The sequence below is a fragment of the Streptomyces sp. NPDC102514 genome (assembly GCF_055584525.1).
In genome coordinates, this window is record NZ_JBVJLW010000013.1 from 1 (window position 1) to 16,264 (window position 16,264).

The 16,264-nt window shown below is 70.7% G+C and carries 14 protein-coding genes; 4 read left to right on the forward strand and 10 right to left on the reverse strand.

Annotation, left to right across the window (positions count from 1 at the left end; genetic code table 11):
- Window positions 1-243 (forward strand): hypothetical protein (locus ACZ60E_RS29055; RefSeq protein WP_469444286.1); only part of this gene is annotated, 243 nt, incomplete at its 5' end.
- 195 nt (window positions 244-438) lie between these two features.
- Here the strand turns inward: ACZ60E_RS29055 and ACZ60E_RS29060 are convergent.
- Entirely contained in the window at window positions 439-1,446 is a 1,008-nt protein-coding gene (locus ACZ60E_RS29060; RefSeq protein ID WP_469444289.1) for a stage II sporulation protein M, read from the reverse strand.
- Window positions 1,447-1,573: 127 nt separating this feature from the next.
- Here ACZ60E_RS29060 and ACZ60E_RS29065 point away from each other — a divergent pair, with 127 nt between their 5' ends.
- On the forward strand, window positions 1,574-2,725 hold the full coding sequence (locus ACZ60E_RS29065) for an RDD family protein (RefSeq protein WP_469444290.1): 1,152 nt from the start codon (window positions 1,574-1,576) through the stop codon (window positions 2,723-2,725).
- A gap of 25 nt (window positions 2,726-2,750) precedes the next feature.
- Here ACZ60E_RS29065 and ACZ60E_RS29070 read toward each other — a convergent pair whose 3' ends face one another.
- Window positions 2,751-3,410: a hypothetical protein gene (locus tag ACZ60E_RS29070; protein WP_469444292.1), complete on the reverse strand. Its 660-nt coding sequence runs from the start codon at window positions 3,408-3,410 to the stop codon at window positions 2,751-2,753.
- A 97-nt stretch (window positions 3,411-3,507) separates the two neighbouring features.
- A complete protein-coding gene (ahcY, locus tag ACZ60E_RS29075) occupies window positions 3,508-4,965 on the reverse strand; it encodes an adenosylhomocysteinase (protein ID WP_398291626.1) in 1,458 nt (485 codons plus the stop codon).
- A gap of 492 nt (window positions 4,966-5,457) precedes the next feature.
- Here ahcY and ACZ60E_RS29080 point away from each other — a divergent pair, with 492 nt between their 5' ends.
- The gene (locus tag ACZ60E_RS29080; protein ID WP_469444294.1) at window positions 5,458-7,575 is read left to right on the forward strand and encodes a fructose-specific PTS transporter subunit EIIC; all 2,118 of its coding nucleotides are present in this window, start codon (window positions 5,458-5,460) and stop codon (window positions 7,573-7,575) included.
- A gap of 110 nt (window positions 7,576-7,685) precedes the next feature.
- On the opposite strand, the gene ACZ60E_RS29085 is transcribed toward ACZ60E_RS29080, so the two are convergent.
- The 7 genes from ACZ60E_RS29085 to ACZ60E_RS29115 all read right to left on the reverse strand — a co-directional run bounded on the left by ACZ60E_RS29085 (window position 7,686) and on the right by ACZ60E_RS29115 (window position 15,417).
- Window positions 7,686-8,663, reverse strand: coding sequence for a cation diffusion facilitator family transporter (locus tag ACZ60E_RS29085; protein ID WP_469444296.1), 978 nt, complete (start codon window positions 8,661-8,663; stop codon window positions 7,686-7,688).
- A 189-nt stretch (window positions 8,664-8,852) separates the two neighbouring features.
- Complete coding sequence (manA, locus tag ACZ60E_RS29090) at window positions 8,853-10,004, reverse strand: mannose-6-phosphate isomerase, class I (RefSeq protein ID WP_469444298.1); 1,152 nt, start codon at window positions 10,002-10,004, stop codon at window positions 8,853-8,855.
- Window positions 10,005-10,110: 106 nt separating this feature from the next.
- Window positions 10,111-11,238, reverse strand: a complete 1,128-nt coding sequence (locus ACZ60E_RS29095; protein WP_384815113.1) for an SIS domain-containing protein — start codon at window positions 11,236-11,238, stop codon at window positions 10,111-10,113.
- Window positions 11,239-11,318: 80 nt separating this feature from the next.
- Window positions 11,319-11,504: a Trm112 family protein gene (locus ACZ60E_RS29100; protein ID WP_107022483.1), complete on the reverse strand. Its 186-nt coding sequence runs from the start codon at window positions 11,502-11,504 to the stop codon at window positions 11,319-11,321.
- Between the two features lie 227 nt (window positions 11,505-11,731).
- Complete coding sequence (locus ACZ60E_RS29105) at window positions 11,732-13,141, reverse strand: phosphomannomutase/phosphoglucomutase (protein WP_469444300.1); 1,410 nt, start codon at window positions 13,139-13,141, stop codon at window positions 11,732-11,734.
- A 102-nt stretch (window positions 13,142-13,243) separates the two neighbouring features.
- Window positions 13,244-14,860: an L-lactate permease gene (locus ACZ60E_RS29110; protein ID WP_469444303.1), complete on the reverse strand. Its 1,617-nt coding sequence runs from the start codon at window positions 14,858-14,860 to the stop codon at window positions 13,244-13,246.
- A gap of 179 nt (window positions 14,861-15,039) precedes the next feature.
- Window positions 15,040-15,417 (reverse strand): DUF3499 domain-containing protein, encoded by a 378-nt coding sequence (locus ACZ60E_RS29115; RefSeq protein WP_199855081.1) that lies wholly within the window; start codon window positions 15,415-15,417, stop codon window positions 15,040-15,042.
- Between the two features lie 380 nt (window positions 15,418-15,797).
- Here ACZ60E_RS29115 and ACZ60E_RS29120 point away from each other — a divergent pair, with 380 nt between their 5' ends.
- Window positions 15,798-16,250: a metallopeptidase family protein gene (locus tag ACZ60E_RS29120; RefSeq protein ID WP_210890115.1), complete on the forward strand. Its 453-nt coding sequence runs from the start codon at window positions 15,798-15,800 to the stop codon at window positions 16,248-16,250.
- The last annotated feature ends 14 nt before the right edge of the window (window positions 16,251-16,264 follow it).

Sequence of the window (16,264 nt, forward strand, 5' to 3'; positions counted from 1 at the left end):
CTGGCATTGATTTTTGGCACGCTGTTGAGTTCTCAAGGAACGGACGCTTCCTTTGTACTCACCCTCTCGGGCTTTCCTCCGGGCGCTTCCCTTCGTGTTTCCAACCTTACCAGATCCTTTTCCCGTTCCGTTTCCGGTCGGAATTTGTTTCCAGTGGCCAGTTGGAAGGCCTTTGCCTATTTGATTGCCTTGCGGCTCTCTTTCGGCGAGTCCGACTTTATCAGAAGTTTTCGACCGGCCTGACCGGCCGCTCAATTTCCGAATTATCGGGAGGTGCTCCACCGAAATTGAATTCCAGGGAGCTGACAGATGCTAACTGCCACCGCCGAGCTTGTCCAGCTCTAGGCAACTGTTCGAATCTACCTCCCCACACGTCCCGTGTCAACGGTTTTTGTGGGGCGAAGAGGAGACTAGCAGCCTGATCGGGGTGCCTGCACATCAGGCCGCGGTCGGCACCGAGGCGCTGCGCTCGGCCTCCTCGACGTCGCCCGTCTCGCCGGCCCGCACGGCCCGGCCGCCCAGGACCCAGACGTAGGCGAGGAAGAGCAGTTCGGCGGCTATCCCTATGCCGATGCGTGCCCAGGTGGGCAGACCGGAGGGGGTGACGAAGCCTTCGATGGCGCCGGAGACGAAGAGGACCAGGGCGAGGCCTATCGCCATGCCCAGGGCGGCACGCCCCTCCTCGGCGAGGGCCGCGCGGCGGGTGCGCGGGCCCGGGTCTATGACGGTCCAGCCCAGGCGCAGTCCGGTGCCGGCCGCCACGAAGACGGCGGTCAGCTCCAGGAGGCCGTGCGGGAGTATCAGCCCGAGGAAGGTGTCGAGGCGGCCCGCCGAGGACATCAGGCCGATGCCGACCCCCACGTTGAGCATGTTCTGGAAGAGGATCCAGATGACCGGCAGGCACAGGAAGGCGCCGAGTACCAGGCACATCGCGGCCGCCTGGGCGTTGTTCGTCCACACCTGGGCAGCGAACGACGCCGCGGGATGGCTGGAGTAGTACGTCTCGTACTGACCGCCGGGGCGGGTGAGCTCCCGTAGTTCGCTGGGGGCCGCGATCGAGGACTGGACTTCGGGGTGGGTGCCGATCCACCACCCCAGGAGGACGGCGAGCGCGGTGGAGAGGAGCGCGGTCGGGACCCACCAGTGGCGCGACCGGTAGACCGCCGCGGGGAAGCCGTGGGTGAGGAAGAGGGTGACGTCCCGCCAGGAGGCGCGGCGGGTGCCTGTCACGGCACTGCGCGCGCGGGCCACCAGTTGACTGAGCCGGCCGGTGAGCTGAGGGTCCGGGGCGCTGGACTGGATCAGGGAGAGATGGGTCGCCGTGCGCTGGTAGAGGGCGACGAGTTCGTCGGCCTCCGCTCCGGTGAGACGGCGCCGGCGTCGGAGGAGTGCGTCGAGCCGGTCCCACTCCGCCCGGTGGGCGGACACGAAGACATCGAGGTCCATCGGTTTGCCTGCTCCTCGGCTGCTCGTCCTGCGCTCGTCGTGTGGTCAGCTTGTCGCACTGCGGCGCGATGTGCCTCAGCTTGGCAGACTGGCTGTTCTCAGGGCAGTTCGGGGAAGGACGGCGGGCGTGAGTGAGCTTGTGACGGGCGAGGCGGTGGCGCTGGAGTTGCGCCCCGCGAAGCTGCCGAGCCGGGTGTTGGCCGTGGTGCTCGACCTGGCGGTGGCGGTGACCGCCTATGTGGTCGTGATGATCGCCCTGGCCCTGGCGACGGCCTCGCTCGACGAGGCGGCACAGATGGCCCTGGCGATCGCCGCGTTCCTTCTGCTGCTGGTGGGCGGGCCGATCGCCGTGGAGACGCTCAGTCATGGGCGCTCGCTGGGGAAGATGGCGTGCGGACTGCGTGTGGTGCGGGACGACGGCGGGCCCATCCGGTTCCGGCACGCGCTGGTGCGTGGGGCGGTCGGTGTGGTCGAGATCCTGATGACGTTCGGGGTCGTGGCGTGCATCGCGTCGCTCGTGTCGGCGCGGGGGCGGCGGCTCGGTGACGTGTTCGCCGGAACCCTCGTCGTACGGGAACGGATTCCAACGGGCCGTACGTCCTTTGTGCCTCCCCCGCCGCCCTGGCTGTCGGGGCGGTTCTCCGAACTTGATCTGTCCGGGGTTCCGGACGGGCTGTGGCTGGCCGTCCGGCAGTACCTGACGCGGATGCAGCAGCTGGACCCGCAGGTCGGGTGGGCGATGGCTGAGCGGCTCGCGAAGGATGTCGCCGAGCGCACCGGGACTCCGGCACCGCCCGGTGTTCCGCCGGCGGCGTTCCTGGCGGCCGTGATGCAGGAGCGCCAGGCACGGGAGGCACGACGGGCGTTCGGTGGCGGCGCCGGTGCCGGGGCTGCCGGTGGCGGCTTCGTCGGCGGCCAGGCCGGGCCGATGCCCGGGGTACCGGGATGGGGCGCATCGAACATGCCGTACGGCACAGCGCACGCCGGTCCATATGGGACGGCGCATGGCTCGGGATACAGCCCGGGATACGGAGCGAGTCAGCCCCAGGCGCCGGTCGGGAGCCCGGTGCAGGGTGCGGTGGGAAGTTCGACGCAGGGCCCTGCCCAGGACGCCGTCCGCCCGCCCGCTCCCTATCTCCCGCCTGCTCCTGCTCCCCGTCTCCCGGCGGCTCCCCCTCCCCCGGCGCCCGCCGAGGCCCCCGCGAACGCCTGGGCTCAGCCCGCGCCGCAGGAGGCGGACGCTGAGCGACCCGCCACCGGGTTCGCCCCGCCCGCCTGATCGGCGGGCTCGTCCGGCACCGGGGTCAGGCGAAGACCGACGGCGGTGATTCGAGGTCTTCGAGCTCGATGCCGGGGGCCGAGAGCACCACGTCGCCCGACAGGTGCACAGCGTGCTGTTCACCGGTGTCCAGCGCTGTGACCTGGTATTCCTCCACTGTCAGAGGGCCGTTGTCAGTGGCGTGTGCTTCTCTCGTGATCAGGGCCCAGGACTGGTCGAGGGTGCGCGGGGCGAGGACCGGGTCCGTGAAGGCGACGAGGCGTACACGCGTGGCGGAGGCATCGGGGGTGAGGCGCAGCAGACGTGCGGTGGCGACGAGGAAGGCGGGGGACGAACCGGTGCAGGCGTGGGCGCGGACATTGCCTTCGGTGGCGTGATCTCCCGTGGGGTCGGTGCGGACCCAGGTGACACCGTCGAGGGCGGCGGCGCGGACCTGCCAGCCCGACGCGTGGAGTTCGAGGCGGATGGGGCGGCCGTGGTCGTCGAGGGCGAGGTCGACGGAACCGGCGGGGGTGCCTTGTCGCACGGCTCCCTCGGGCCCGGTGCCGGAAGGGGTGGGTCCGGAAGGGGTCGTCAGTTGGGATACGTAGCGCCAGCCGGAGGGGCCGGGCGCGCAGTGGAACCGTTCTTCGGCGAGAGGGGTGTGGTCGTGCGGGTCATGGAGCGAATATCGGCCGCGGGGCATGGTGGCTCGGGTCCTCGTAGGGGGCAGGCCCCCGCCGGTGAGGGCGAGGGCCTGCTGACAACCGTTGTGTGAGTTCCGGGCTGTGTGAGCGCCGGGCTCAGTAGCGGTAGTGGTCCGACTTGTACGGGCCCTCGACCTCGACACCGATGTACGAGGCCTGCTCGGGGCGGAGCGTCGTGAGCTTCACGCCGAGCGCGTCCAGGTGGAGGCGGGCGACCTTCTCGTCGAGGTGCTTGGGCAGCACGTAGACGTCGGTCGGGTACTCCTCGGGCTTGGTGAACAGCTCGATCTGGGCCAGCGTCTGGTCCGCGAACGAGTTGGACATCACGAACGACGGGTGGCCGGTCGCGTTGCCCAGGTTCAGCAGGCGGCCCTCGGAGAGGACGATGAGCACCTTGCCGTCGGGGAACTTCCAGGTGTGGACCTGGGGCTTGACCTCGTCCTTGACGATGCCGGGGATCTGCGCCAGGCCGGCCATGTCGATCTCGTTGTCGAAGTGGCCGATGTTGCCCACGATCGCCTGGTGCTTCATCTTGGCCATGTCCGCGGCCATGATGATGTCCTTGTTGCCGGTCGTGGTGACGAAGATGTCGGCCTTGTCGACGACCTCGTCGAGGGTGGTGACCTGGAAGCCGTCCATCGCCGCCTGCAGTGCGCAGATCGGGTCGATCTCGGTGACGATCACGCGGGCGCCCTGACCGCGCAGGGACTCCGCGCAGCCCTTGCCCACGTCGCCGTAGCCGAGGACGACCGCGGTCTTGCCGCCGATGAGGACGTCGGTGGCGCGGTTGATGCCGTCGATCAGGGAGTGGCGGCAGCCGTACTTGTTGTCGAACTTCGACTTGGTGACGGCGTCGTTCACGTTGATCGCCGGGAACAGGAGGGTGCCGTCGCGGTGCATCTCGTAGAGACGGTGGACGCCGGTCGTGGTCTCCTCGGTCACGCCGCGGATCTCCGAGGCGAGCTGGGTCCACTTCTGCGAGCCGCCGGAGATCGTGCGGTTGAGGAGTTCCAGGACGACCCGGTGCTCTTCGTTCTCGGCGGTGTCGGCGGAGGGGACCTTGCCGTCCTTCTCGTACTGGACGCCGTTGTGGACGAGCATCGTGGCGTCGCCGCCGTCGTCCAGGATCATGTTCGGGCCGCCGGTGGGGGTGTTCGGCCAGGTCAGCGCCTGCTCCGTGCACCACCAGTACTCCTCCAGGGTCTCGCCCTTCCAGGCGAAGACCGGGATGCCCTGGGGGTTGTCGGGCGTGCCGTTCGGGCCGACCGCGATGGCGGCGGCCGCGTGGTCCTGGGTGGAGAAGATGTTGCAGGAGGCCCAGCGGACCTCGGCGCCCAGGGCGGCCAGGGTCTCGATGAGTACGGCGGTCTGCACGGTCATGTGCAGGGAGCCGGTGACGCGGGCGCCGGCGAGAGGCTGCGCCTCGGCGTACTCCTTGCGGATCGACATCAGGCCGGGCATCTCGTGCTCGGCGAGGGTGATCTCCTTGCGACCGAAGTCGGCCAGGGAAAGGTCCGCGACCTTGAAGTCCTGTCGGTTGGCGACAGTGGTCATACGAGCTGCTCCTCGGGTTGGGGCGAGGTCGGTTTCGGCTGGTCTGCGCGGCGGCGGGCACGGTGAGCGCCCCACGGGGCACACGAATGCCCGGTGCCTTGCGCAGCGCAGTCCGTCGGAGGCCCTCTCTCCCTCGGCCGGCCCGTGGGGCCGCCCGACCGCCATCAGCAGCGACGTCTGGCTCGGTTACGAATCTACACCGATCGGCGCAGTGGGCCCCAGTCCGCCTGCGAACAGATCAAGCGGATTTCGAGCGTCCGGCAGGTCGGGGACAGAGGTAACAGCCCTGGACAACAAGGGACTTTTGAACTTTTGGTCCCGTCCGGGGGTCTGTTGCAGGATGCCGGAGATCGGGAACATGTGCGCGACCTCGCGACCTCGCGGAGCGCGAACCCCCACCACGAAAGATCGCGCCCGCGGAACCCCGACGAGAGACCGCAGACCGCGACGACAGACCGCGATCCCCCATGACGAAGGCGTTAGGAGATCCACGTGACCAGTCCGGCCGGAATTCCCCCCACGGGCGGCGGCACCGGAGAGCAGCAGCGACTGAGGCTGCTCGCGGTGACCGCGTGCCCCACCGGCATAGCCCACACCTATATGGCGGCCGAGAAGCTCTCGCAGGCGGCGGAGCGGCTCGGTATCGACATGAAGGTGGAGACCCAGGGCTCGATCGGGTCCGAGAACGTACTCACTGACAACGATGTCAGCACCGCGGACGGCGTGATCGTCGCGGCCGACAAGGACGTGGACCTGAGCCGGTTCGCCGGGAAGCGGATCGTGAAGGTAGGGGTCGCCGAGGGGATCCACCATCCCGAGCGGCTCATCGAGCAGGTGCGGACGGCGCCGGTCCACGGCGGCGGCGCGAAGGCCGGTACGGGAGCCGCAGCGAACGGGTCCGCCGGCCACGTCAGCCTCGGCAGCGGGGGCAAGGAGCGCGGGATCGCGTACAAGGCGCTGATGAACGGTGTCAGTTACATGATCCCGTTCGTCGTGGTCGGCGGGCTGCTGATCGCGATCTCGCTCTCGCTCGGCGGGCACACCGATCCGTCCGGCGGGCTGGTCATCCCGAAGGGCTCCTTCTGGATGGACGTCAACAACATCGGCGTCATCGGGTTCCAGCTGATGGTGCCGATCCTGTCCGGCTATATCGCGTACGCGATCGGGGACCGGCCCGCGCTGGTGCCCGGGATGATCGGCGGGTGGATCGCCAACACGGGTTCGCTGTACGACTCCGAGGCGGGCGCGGGCTTCATCGGCGCGATCGTGACCGGGTTCCTGGCCGGTTATCTGGTGCTGTGGATCAAGAAGGTCGAGGTCCCGAAGTTCGTCCGGCCGATCATGCCGATCATCGTGATCCCGATCGTGGCGACGACGGCGCTCGGGCTGTTCTTCATCTACGTGATCGGCAAGCCCATCTCCTGGGTCTTCGAGCATCTGACGGACTGGCTCGGCGGGATGACCGGGACCAGTGCCGTGCTGCTCGGCGCGATCCTGGGGCTGATGATCGCGTTCGACATGGGCGGGCCGGTCAACAAGACGGCGTTCCTGTTCGGCGCGGGGCTCATCGCGACCGGCAACCTGGAGGTCATGGGCATGTGCGCCGCCGCGATCCCGGTGATGCCGCTCGGGCAGGGCGTCTCCACGCTGATCCGCCGGCGCCTCTACACGGAGCAGGAGCGCGAGACGGGTCTCGCCTCGCTGTTCATGGGGCTGTTCGGGATCTCCGAGGGTGCCATTCCGTTCGCGGCGGCCCGGCCCGCGCAGGTCATCCCCGCCAACATGCTGGGCGGTGCGGTGGCGGGCGCGGTCGCGGGTCTCGCCGGGGTCGAGGACGCGGTGCCGCACGGCGGGCCCATCGTGGCGGTGCTGGGCGCCGTGAGCGGCGTACCGATGTTCTTCGTCGCCGTGGCCCTCGGAACGGCGGTTACAGCGCTGACGACGGTCGCGCTCATCGATCTCGGCGAGCGGAGGCGCAAGGAGCAGTCGCCGGCGGGGGCACCGGACGCGGCCGGGGGTTCGGCGGCGCGGCAGCACGAGTTCGCGCTCGCCGGGGCGGGTGCGGGAGTCGGCACCGGCACCGGAACGGCAGTGGCCCCGTCGGTCGCGGCGGACACCGCCGCAAGCGGGGGTGCGGAACCGGCCTCCGACGGCGATGTCCTCTCCGGCTACCTCACCGCCCGGACCGTGAAGGTGCGGCTCGACGCCGGTGACAAGGAGGCCGCGATCCGCGAGATGGCCGGGCTGCTGGCTGCCACCGGGAAGGTCGCCGATGTCGAGGAGCTGGTGGCGACGGCCCTGCGGCGCGAGGAGCAGGGCACGACCGGGCTCGGCGAGGAGATCGCGATCCCGCATGCCAAGACCGATGCGGTGACCGGGCCCGTCGTGGGGTTCGCGCGGTCGGCGGAGGGTGTCGAGTGGGGTTCGCTCGACGGTACGAAGGCCAGGCTGATCTTCATGATCTCCGTACCGGAGGCCGCCGCGGGCGACGAGCATCTGCGGATTCTGGCGCTGCTGTCGCGGAAGCTGGTGGACGCGGAGTTCCGTGAGCGGCTGCTGGCGGCTCCCGACGGGACGGCCGTTCTCGACGTGCTGCGCGAGATCCGGTAGCCACAGCCGTACATCACCCACGGCCGTACATGACCGGCCGTACGTGACTGGGGCCCGCCGGATGATTCAGCGGGCCCCAGTCACGTGTCCGACTGTCGGTCGTACGGAGATCAGTGTTCGGCGGTCGGTGACGGGCCGCCCGGTGTGGCCTCCGGGTCGGGGCCCTTCACGGCCTCGGACTCGTTGAAGATGTCGGGTTCGAGGTAGATGACGCGGGCGATCGGGACGGCCTCGCGGATACGGGACTCGGCGGCGTTGATCGCCGAGGCGACCTCGGCGGCGGTGTCGTCGTGCTCCACGGCGATCTTGGCGGCGACCAGCAGTTCCTCGGGGCCGAGGTGGAGCGTGCGCATGTGGATGATGCCGGTGACCGTGTCGCCGTCGACGATCGCGGCCTCGATCTTGTGGACCGCCTCGATGCCGGCGGCCTCGCCCAGGAGCAGCGACTTGGTCTCGACGGCCAGGACGATCGCGATGACGATGAGCAGGATGCCGATGCAGAGGGTGCCGATGCCGTCCCAGACGCCGTCACCGGTGGCGAGGGCGATGCCGACACCGCCGAGCGCGAGGACCAGACCGACCAGCGCGCCCAGGTCCTCCAGGAGGACGACCGGCAGCTCGGGCGCCTTGGCGTGGCGTACGAAGTCCTTCCAGGACTGCTTGCCGCGCGTGTGGTTGGACTCCTTGATGGCCGTCCGGAAGGAGAACGACTCGGCGATGATCGCGAAGACGAGGACGCCCACCGGCCAGTACCAGTGCTCGATCTCGTGCGGGTGCTTGATCTTCTCGTAGCCCTCGTAGATCGCGAACATGCCGCCGACCGAGAACAGGACGATCGAGACGAGGAAGGCGTAGATGTAGCGCTCGCGGCCGTAGCCGAAGGGGTGTTGCGGGGTCGCCTCGCGCTTGGCCTTCTTGCCGCCGAGGAGCAGCAGTCCCTGGTTGCCGGAGTCAGCGAGCGAGTGCACGGACTCGGCGAGCATCGACGACGAACCACTGAAGAGGAACGCCACGAACTTCGCTACCGCGATCGCGAGGTTGGCGGCGAGTGCCGCCACGATCGCCTTGGTGCCGCCTGACGCGCTCATGTGCTCCCGATGTCCCTTCGTCCGCCACTCGACTGCCGCTCGACTGGCACTCGTCTGTCACCCGGCTGCCCCGGCCGGCCGCCGTCAGGCCGCCGTCCCGCGCTTTGCCTGCCCTTTGCGGTGGGCCATTGTTGCAGCCCGGACCGGCCCCGGAACGCCGGGCCGCCGCAGTGAGGCCCGGTGATTCCCTCAGACGACGACCGTGGCCCGGAAAATCGTCCCGCTTCCGGAGACTTCCGCCTTTTCGTCCGCGGGTACGAACACGGATCCGCCGGGGACGAGCGTGACGTCGCCCGTCCGTACGGAGCCCGCGGTGCACAGCAGGATCTGCGGGGTGCCGCGGGTGAGGTCGCGGTCGGGTCCGCCCGCCGGGAGGACGTACCGGGAGAGGCGGAACTCGTCGATGGGGGTCTCGTAGACCTCCTCGCCGTCCGGGGAGGCCTCGGGGCGCAGGACGCCCGCGTCGCCCGCCTCGAAGCGGACGATGCGCAGGAGTTCGGGGACGTCGACGTGCTTGGGGGTGAGTCCGCAGCGCAGCACGTTGTCGGAGTTGGCCATGATCTCGACGCCGAGGCCGTTCAGGTACGCGTGCGGCACACCGGCGCCGAGGAACAGGGCCTCACCGGGCTGCAGTTGTACGTAATTGAGGAGCATCGCGGCGATGACACCCGGGTCGCCGGGGTAGTGGTGCGCGATCGAGGCGTACGGGGCGTGGGCGCCGCCGAGCCGGGCGCAGGCCGCGGCGGCTTCGGTGACCGTGGTGGCCATCAGCTCGGGATCGGCAGTAAGTACTGCGGTCAGCACCTCGCGCAGCGCTGCCTCTTCGGGGTGCGCGTGCAGCAGGTCGACGTACGGCTTGAGGGAGTCGACCTCCAGGGCCGACAGCAGTCCGGCGGCCTCCAGCGGGGTGCGGAAGCCGCACAGGCCGTCGAACTCCGTGAGCGCGCAGATCAGTTCGGGCTTGTGGTTGGCGTCCTTGTAGTTGCGGTGCGGCGCGTCGATCGGGACACCGCGGCGCTCCTCGTCCTCGTACCCCTCCTTGGCCTGCGTCAGGTCGGGGTGCACCTGGAGCGAGAGGGGGGCGCCCGCGGCAAGGATCTTGAGCAGGAAGGGGAGGCGCGGGCCGAACTTCGCTACCGCCCCGGTGCCCAGTTCACGCTCGGGGGCCGCGGCGATCACCTCGGTGAGGGGGCCGCGGGGGGTGCGTGAGGGCGCGCCCGGGTGGGCGCCCATCCACATCTCCGCCTGCGGTTCGCCGGTCGGCTCGGTGCCGAGGAGCCGCGGGATGGCCGTGGTGGAACCCCAGGCGTAGGGGCGGACGGTGTTGTCGAGGCGGTCCATGCTCTGTCTTCTTCTCCGTACGTGCGCTGGTACGCGTGCTCCGGTCAGGAGGCGTGGCTCAAAGTTCGGAAGGCGTGGCTCAAGGTTCAGGAGGTGTGGCTCAAGGTCAGGCCGTCGAGGCGAGCGCCAGGTAAACGGCGGCGAAATCCGTGACGGCGATCAGTTCGGCGAGTGTTTCCAGGTCGCCGCCCTCCTCCGGTTCGAGTTCGCTGATCGCCGTGTCGTGGCTGAGGGCCAGCTCGCGGGCGGCCGGGGCGGCGGTGCGGCCGCCGGCCGGGCGGTCGCGCAGCAGGACCACGCGCGCGTGGACGACCTGCGCCTCCTCGACGCGGTCGCGGAAGAAGTCGTCGGGGTCCGCGCCCGCCGCCAGGGTGCCCGCGAGGAGGACGCTGTGCGCGGCCAGTGCCTCGGGCAGCTCGGCGGTGAGGGCGGGGCGCCCCGCGAGTTCGGCCAGGGCACCGACGAAGCGGCGGCCCGCGGGGCCCGCGGAATCGCCCTCGGTCCAGATCACCGGGAGTGCCTCGGCGAGTTCGGACGCGAGCGTCTTGGCGGGGTTGCTGTACGTCGCGATGGCCGGGCCGCAGCGCTCCGCCACCTGGTCGAGACGGTCGGCGACCTTCTCCAGGGCGTCGGGCGGCGCGGACAGCAGGCCGGTGCGGTCGAGCAGGGCGAGCAGCGGGGTGAGCAGCGCCCAGAGGGACCCCGGGGCCGAGGCGGTGGTGGGGGCCTGCGGCTCGTAGGGGGCGGTCGCCATCGGTACGGAGAGGCCGTGGGCGACCGCGACCGCCTCGGTGAGCGGGGTGCGGGGCGGGCAGACGGCGACGACGGTGAGGCCGCGCCGGTAGGCCTGCTCGACGAGGAGCGAGAGGCCGGGTTCGCTGCCGTCCGGGGTGGCGACCAGGAGAAGGTCCACGGGGCCCGCCCAGCCGGGGAGTTCCCAGATCAGGGCGCCCGCGGCGGGGGCCACTCCGCGGGGGGTGAGCCGGGTGACGGGGCAGGCGGCGCCGGCGAGCGAGCCGAGGAGGTCGGCCACGCAGGTGGCGGCGAGGCCGGGGCCCGCGGTCAGGATGGCGCGCGGGCGGCCGTCGGGCTTCAGCTCGGCGATGCCGGCCTCGGTGGCGTGCCGGACGGCGGTGCGTACGCGGGCGCCCGCCTCGGCCGCACCGCGGAGCAGGTCCCGCCGGTCCGCGCGGGCCAGCGCCTCCGGGTCGTCGAGGAGTGATTCGTCGAACATGGTGGCAGCCTCCGGACGCCGGGCGGGGTTGCTTCTGCGGGGTCGCTTCCGCGGGTCGCTTCTCTGTGACCGGCGGGGGTCTACGCGGGGCGGCGGGCCTCGTCGACGAGGAGGACCGGGATGCCGTCGCGGACGGGGTAGGCCAGGCCGCAGTCCTTGCCCGTGCAGATCAGCTCGGCCTCCTGCTCTTCGGAGGAGGCCTCCTTGAGGGGGGCGTGGCAGGCCGGGCAGGCGAGGATCTCCAGGAGGCCGGCTTCTAGCGGCATGTCGGGTCCCTTCGGGGGTGGGTTCGAGGTGGGCGGGTGGTGGGATGTGGCCTGGTCAGGGTACCGCTGCGTGGGGGTGGGCGCGGAGGGTCTTCGCCCCCGCCGCCCCTGCCCGTCCCGTCACGAACTCAGGGGCTCCGCCCCCGAACCCCCGGTCCTCAAACGCCGGACAGGCTGAAAGACAGCGGACGGGCTGGAAGTAGGGGCACAGCAGACACACGACGCCCTCAGCCCCTGATGATCGCCAGTACCTCGTCCCGCACCCGCGTCATCGTCTCCCCGTCCCGCGCCTCCGCGTTGAGGCGCAGCAGCGGTTCCGTGTTGGAGGGGCGGACGTTGAACCACCAGTCGGGCGCCGTGACGGTGAGGCCGTCGAGTTCGTCGAGGGTGATGTCCTCCTGGCCCTCGTACGCCGCCCGGACCGCGGCGAGGCGGGCCGTCTGGTCGTCGACCGTGGAGTTGATCTCGCCCGATCCGGCGTAGCGGTCGTACTGGGCGACGAGGGCGGACAGGGTGCCCTGTTGGCCGCCCAGGGCCGCCAGGACGTGGAGCGCGGCGAGCATGCCCGTGTCCGCGTTCCAGAAGTCCTTGAAGTAGTAGTGCGCGGAGTGCTCGCCGCCGAAGATCGCCCCGGACGCGGCCATCTCGGCCTTGATGAAGGAGTGGCCCACCCGGGTGCGTACCGGAGTGCCGCCGTGCTCGCGGACGACCTCCGGGACCGACCAGGAGGTGATCAGGTTGTGGATGACCGTGCCCTTGCCGCCGTTCCTGGCCAGCTCGCGGGCGGCGACCAGGGCCGTGATCGCGGACGGGGAGACCGGCTCGCCGCGCTCGTCGACGACGAAGCAGCGGTCGGCGTCGCCGTCGAAGGCGATGCCGAGGTCGGCCGCCTCCTCGCGGACGCGCTTCTGGAGGTCGACGATGTTCGCCGGGTCCAGCGGGTTCGCCTCGTGGTTCGGGAAGGTGCCGTCCAGCTCGAAGTACATGGGGACGAGGGTCAGGGGCAGGCCGGCGAAGACCGTCGGGACCGTGTGTCCGCCCATGCCGTTGCCCGCGTCCACCACGACCTTGAGGGGGCGGATCGAGGTCAGGTCGACGAGGCCGCGCAGGTGCGCCGCGTAGTCCTCCAGCGTGTCGCGCCCCGTGATCGTGCCGGGTGCCGCGTCCGGGGCGGCGGCTGCGGAGGTCGGGGCCTGTGAGGTCTGCTCCTGCGAGGTCCGGGCTTCCGCGTCGAGCCACGACTCGACCAGCTCGCGGATCTGCGTGAGGCCGGTGTCCTGGCCGACGGGGGCCGCGCCCGCCCGGCACATCTTGATGCCGTTGTACCGGGCCGGGTTGTGCGAGGCCGTGAACATCGCGCCCGCCAGGCCGAACGCCCCCGACGCGTAGTACAGCTGGTCCGTGGAGCAGAGCCCGATCTCGGTGACGTCGACGCCGCGTGCCGCCGCGCCGCGTGCGAAGGCCCGGGACAGACCGGGTGACGAGGGGCGCATGTCGTGACCGGTCACGATCGCGTCCGCTCCCGTCACCTGCACGAAGGCGGCACCGAACAGCTCGGCCAGCGTCTCGTCCCACTGGTCCGGGACCACCCCGCGTACGTCGTACGCCTTCACGAGCTGCGACAGATCAGCGGTCACGGCCAGCCTTCCTTGAGCCTTGGGTCCTCGACCGAGTACGCGACCCAGTCCTCTGCAGAGGTCCCAAAACTACCCGTACGCCCATGCGGTCCTCGGGCGGACCTACGGAAGCATCCATTCCAGGACCGGGGAGCTCTGTCCGACGACGATCAGGCACATGACCAGCAGAAGTCCGAGGCTCCACGGCAGCACCTTGCGCAGCAGGTCGCCCTCCCGGCCCGCGAGGCCGACCGCCGCGCAGGCGATGGTGAGGTTCTGCGGGGAGATCATCTTGCCCAGGACACCGCCCGAGCTGTTGGCGGCGGCGAGGAGTTCCGGGGACAGTCCCGACTCCCTCGCCGCGGTCACCTGGAGGGCGCCGAAGAGCGCGTTGGCCGAGGTGTCCGAACCGGAGACGGCCACGCCGAACCAGCCGAGGACGGGTGACAGGAAGGCGAGTCCGGCGCCGGCCGCCGCCACGAAGTGGCCGATCGTGGCCGCCTGTCCGGACAGGTTCATGACGTAGGCGAGCGCCAGCACGGAGGTGACGGTGAGGATCGCGAACCGCAACTCGTGCACGGTGGCCACCCATTCCTTGAGCGCCACGCGCGCGTGCACCCCGAGAACGGCCGCCGTGCACACGCCGGCGAGCAGCACCAGCGTGCCTCCGGTCGACACGATCGGCCAGGTGAAGACATTGCCGCCGACCGGGTCGCCGTCCGGGTTCACGACGTTCAGGAAGGGCCAGTCGAAGACCCGGGTCGCCTTCGCCAACTGGTCCTTGACGGGCGGGATCTGGGCGATGGAGAAGATCACGACGATCAGTGCGTACGGGGCGTACGCGCGCAGTACTTCCCGGCGCGGGTCCTCCTCGTCCAGGCCCTCGCTGCGGGTGCCCGTCAGGACGGCGGCCCGTACGGGTTCGGCGGCGGGCCTGCGCGCGTGCGGCACCGCCATCAGCGCGCCCGCGCCGGCCAAGGCGGCCCCGATGTCGGCGAGTTGCGCGGAGACGTAGTTGGAGGCGGCGAACTGGGCGACGGCGAAGGCGACTCCGCAGGCCAGCGCGGGTACCCAGGTCTCGCGCAGGCCGCGTCGGCCGTCCACCAGGAAGACCAGCACCAGGGGCACCACCAGGGCGAGCAGCGGGGTCTGGCGGCCCACCACGGAGGCGACGGTGTCCAGCGGCAGGTCGGTGACCTGGGCGAGCGTCACGACCGGTGTGCCCATCGCCCCGAAGGCGACCGGCGCGGTGTTGGCGACCAGCGCGACCACCGCGGCGCGGACGGGGTCGAAGCCGAGCGCGACGAGCATCACGGAGCAGATCGCGACGGGCGCGCCGAAGCCCGCGAGGGCCTCCAGGAGCGCGCCGAAGCAGAACGCGACGACGAGCGCCTGGATGCGCGGGTCGTCGGAGAGCCTTCCGAAGGAGCGGCGCAGGATGTCGAAGTGCCGGGTACGGACGGTCATCCGGTAGACCCAGAGGGCGTTGACGACGATCCACAGGATGGGGAAGAGGCCGAACACCGCTCCCTGGGCGGCGCTGGAGAGGGTCTGACCCACGGGCATGCCGTACGCGAGCGTGGCGACCAGGGCCGCTGCCGCGAGACCGATGAGGCCGGCCAGGTGCGCCTTCATGCGGACCCCGCCCAGCAGGACGAGGACGAGGACGAGGGGCAGGGTCGCGACGAGCGCGGACAGACCGAGCGAGTCGGCCAAGGGCTCAAGTTCCTGGACGTACACGGAGCCTCCCCCGATTCCGCTATGCGGAAATCAATTTCTCATGGGCCGGGGAAAATGGTCGTGTCCGCGACAAGCGCACGTCAATGGTCGTGCGTCACTGAGCGAAACGTGCACCGAATGCACACCGGGCACAGGGGACACCGGGGACCCAGGGGAAGTCCCCCGCGAAGAGGGAGGGTTCAGGAGTCCGGCGAGCGCAGGACCCGGAGGTGGCCGCGGCGGGCGACCTCCATCGGATCGGCGCCCCGGGCGTTGCTGCCGCCCGCGCGGGTGGGCCGCTCCTGCGGGCGGGCCGCCTCGCGGACCGCGTTGGCGAGCGCCTCCAGGTCGTCACCGCTGGGGCGCGAGGGGGCGGAGGCGTCGGCGAGCCGGACGACCTCCCAGCCACGCGGCGCGGTGAGGCGCTCGGAGTGCTCGGCGCACAGGTCGTAGCAGTGGGGTTCGGCGTAGGTGGCGAGCGGGCCGAGGACCGCGGTCGAGTCGGCGTAGACGTACGTCAGCGTCGCTACGGCGGGACGGCCGCAAGCGGTGCGCGAACAGCGACGTACAGGGCTCACGATGTTGGACGGTACCGCACTCTTGAGCGGGCCGCGACGACTCCTCCCCGGCCCACTCCCCCGTGTCGCGCTGTGACGCCTGACACAGGAGGTGTCCGGCGAGCCTGTTCGACCTGCTGGTACGGGTGTTGACGAGGTGTCGGACGGACCCGCGAGTGGTCACGAGACCGCTCAAAAGCTGTCGATCTCCGCACAATATGCGGTCCTGGAGAATACGGAATCCAGCCCGGGCTTGGCTGGAATGCTCAGCCTGCGACCTGCTCCTGCGACCTCCCGGACGCGGGGCCCCGGAGGCGTACGGGGCGGCGGTCCGTGGCCGAGGTCGGGGCGCGTGCCGTGTGCGGGCGGCGGCAGGGCGCGGGGACTACTCTTCGTCAGTGATGGACAACCCCGTACCGCCCCCTCCCGCCGAACCCAGGCCCCGTCGTCGTGATCGACACGGGCGCGGGATGCGTGGGCCCGTGGCGCCGCCGCAGGTGCCCCTCTCGGCCAGTCGCGCCGAGGTGTTCGCGGATCTGGTCCAGGACTCCGTGGAGCGGCTGGAGCGGCGGTGGCCGCAGCTCTCCGACATCGAGTTCATGGTGCTGGAGGTGCCCCGGTTCGATCCGGCGGGTGACGAGGGCTGGGGCGACGAGGCCGTGCCCCTGGGCGGTACGACTCCGGCGCACGAGGGCCGGCCCGCCCGGGTCATCGTCTACCGGCGCCCCGTGGAGATCCGTACCAAGAGCCGCGACGAGCGGGCCGCGCTGGTGCACGAGGTCGTGGTGGAACAGGTCGCCGAGGTGCTGGGCCTGACACCGGAGACCGTCGACCCCCGCTACGGCGAGGACTGAGCCCGGACGGTCCG

Excerpts from the sequence above, each read along its gene's own strand:
- ACZ60E_RS29120 (WP_210890115.1), top strand. The coding sequence starts at position 15,798 with ATGGACAACCCCGTACCGCCCCCTCCCGCCGAACCCAGGCCCCGTCGT.
- ACZ60E_RS29085 (WP_469444296.1), bottom strand. The coding sequence starts at position 8,663 with ATGAGCGCGTCAGGCGGCACCAAGGCGATCGTGGCGGCACTCGCCGCC.
- ACZ60E_RS29060 (WP_469444289.1), bottom strand. The coding sequence starts at position 1,446 with ATGGACCTCGATGTCTTCGTGTCCGCCCACCGGGCGGAGTGGGACCGG.
- ACZ60E_RS29095 (WP_384815113.1), bottom strand. The coding sequence starts at position 11,238 with ATGTTCGACGAATCACTCCTCGACGACCCGGAGGCGCTGGCCCGCGCG.
- ahcY (WP_398291626.1), bottom strand. The coding sequence starts at position 4,965 with ATGACCACTGTCGCCAACCGACAGGACTTCAAGGTCGCGGACCTTTCC.
- ACZ60E_RS29070 (WP_469444292.1), bottom strand. The coding sequence starts at position 3,410 with ATGCCCCGCGGCCGATATTCGCTCCATGACCCGCACGACCACACCCCT.
- manA (WP_469444298.1), bottom strand. The coding sequence starts at position 10,004 with ATGGACCGCCTCGACAACACCGTCCGCCCCTACGCCTGGGGTTCCACC.
- ACZ60E_RS29100 (WP_107022483.1), bottom strand. The coding sequence starts at position 11,504 with ATGCCGCTAGAAGCCGGCCTCCTGGAGATCCTCGCCTGCCCGGCCTGC.